At 68.6% G+C, this 1,773-nt stretch carries 3 protein-coding genes and 1 tRNA gene; 2 read left to right on the forward strand and 2 right to left on the reverse strand.

What is annotated here, in order from left to right:
* A partial coding sequence (locus tag AC1DZ6_RS24540) for a class I SAM-dependent methyltransferase (RefSeq protein ID WP_477099714.1) occupies positions 1-317 on the forward strand: 317 nt, incomplete at its 5' end.
* An 87-nt stretch (positions 318-404) separates the two neighbouring features.
* Positions 405-478: transfer RNA gene (locus tag AC1DZ6_RS24545), tRNA-Cys, on the forward strand.
* Positions 479-524: 46 nt separating this feature from the next.
* Here the strand turns inward: AC1DZ6_RS24545 and AC1DZ6_RS24550 are convergent.
* Both AC1DZ6_RS24550 and AC1DZ6_RS24555 read right to left on the reverse strand, forming a co-directional pair.
* Positions 525-935, reverse strand: a complete 411-nt coding sequence (locus AC1DZ6_RS24550) for a GreA/GreB family elongation factor (protein ID WP_477099715.1) — start codon at positions 933-935, stop codon at positions 525-527.
* Positions 936-1,237: 302 nt separating this feature from the next.
* The coding region (locus AC1DZ6_RS24555) for a S1C family serine protease (protein ID WP_477099716.1) at positions 1,238-1,773 on the reverse strand (536 nt) is incomplete at its 5' end.

The raw sequence follows: 1,773 nt of genomic DNA on the forward strand, positions 1-1,773 counted from the left end.
ACGCCAGCCTGGACGCCGTGACCTGCGTCTACCTGTTCCACGAACTGCCGCCGCGCGTGCGGCCGGTGGTGGCCGCCGAGATCGCCCGGGTGCTCAAGCCCGGCGGCGTACTGGCCTTCGCCGATTCCGTGCAGCCCGTCGACGAGCCCGACCTGTCGCGGCTGCTGGAGGCGTTCCCGGCCTACTTCCACGAGCCCTACTATTCGACCTACGCCCAGGCCGATCTGCCGGCCCTGTTCGCCGGGGCGGGACTAAGCGTGGCCGGACAGGACCAGGCCTTCCTGACCAAGGCCCTGCTGCTGGAAAAGACCTGTTGAGGCAGCGCATCATGGCCATTGCCTAGGCCGACGGGCTCCTGTATCGAACCGACCTCTTCGCCGACGCTTCTTTGCGTTGACCCGGATGGCCCGGTGGCGGAGTGGTTACGCAGCGGATTGCAAATCCGTGCACCCCGGTTCGATTCCGGGCCGGGCCTCCACCTCTAGTCTTGAATTCGAGACCCGACGTCCTGGCCGCTCACGCGCCTAGGGACGAACCGCCAGGACGTGCACGCCGCGCGGGCGGCGTTCGGCGTCGATCCAGTGGAACGCCTGGCCGGCGGTCATGCCGACCAGGGCCGCGCCGACCGGCGACAGCACCGAGATGCGGTTGTCGTCGATGCTGGCGTCGCGGGGCAGGCTCAAGCGCACCGAGCGCACCTGTCCGCTGGACAGATCCCGGAAATCGACGGTGGAGCCGATGCGCACGAACGGGTGGGGAGCCTGGTCGGGCTCGACGATCAGGGCGCGGGACATCTCTTCGGCCAGCACGCGGCCGCCCAGCGCCTGACCGGCCTGGGTGTCGGCCAGGTTGGACAGGGTCTCGAAGTCGGCTTCGGTGACATAGATGGTCGGCTGGGCCGGAACGGCCCGGTTTGGGGTGGAAAGGGTGTTCATAGTTGTCTTTCTGGAGTTTGGTTTGAGCCCGATCGCCGCTTGGGGATGGGGGCTCGAAGGCCGCGCGTTCAGCGCCGGCGTCAATCGCCCGAACTCGCATACGGGGCGCGTCCTTGAAGACGCGGCCGAACCGAAAGCGGGATCTTGTCGGGGAAAAGCAGACCTAAGGTCATGCTCAGCGGGCGGTGGTCGAGCGCTTCAAAGCGGCGCGACCCGTCATCCGACGTTCCGCAAATGGGGGCAGCGGCGACCGTTGTCAACCCACGGACCCCATCGACACGCCGACTGGGTCCGCCGGCGACCTAGTTCAGGCGAGGCTTCTTCAGCAGCGCGTTGCGATCGACCGAACGGATCTCGACCTCGAACACGTCCTGCTCGCGCTGGATCCGCAGCGATACCGTGACGCCCGCCGGACCCTGGTCCCACAGGGCGGTGTAGAACTCGGTCAGGTCGGAGACCTCGTCCCCGGCGACGGCCAGAATCAGATCGCCGGTGTGCAGCTCGGCGCGGGCGGCCGGGCTTCCGGGCGACACGCCGACCAGGACGACCTGGGATTCGGTCTCCTGCGCGAAGACGCCCAGCCAGGGGCGGGGCGGATGGGCGGGCTTGCCCCGCGCCAGATCGTCCAGGATCGGCGGCAGAAGTTCGGCGGGCACGAACATGTTCATGGGCTTGGCCCGGCCGTCGCTCGACTGTCCCGCCAGGCTGAGCGAGCCGACGCCGACCAGTTCGCCCTCGGCGCCGATCAGGGCCGCGCCGCTCCAGTGCGGGTGGGCGGGCTCGGTGATGATCGCCTCGTCCAGCAGATATTCCCAGTAGCCGGCGAAGGGCATGCGCG

This window comes from Caulobacter sp. P1_B12_2, from assembly GCF_056406675.1.

What these genes read in the sequence shown, in the direction of transcription:
- AC1DZ6_RS24550 (WP_477099715.1), bottom strand. Translation starts at nt 935, where the DNA reads ATGAACACCCTTTCCACCCCAAACCGGGCCGTTCCGGCCCAGCCGACC.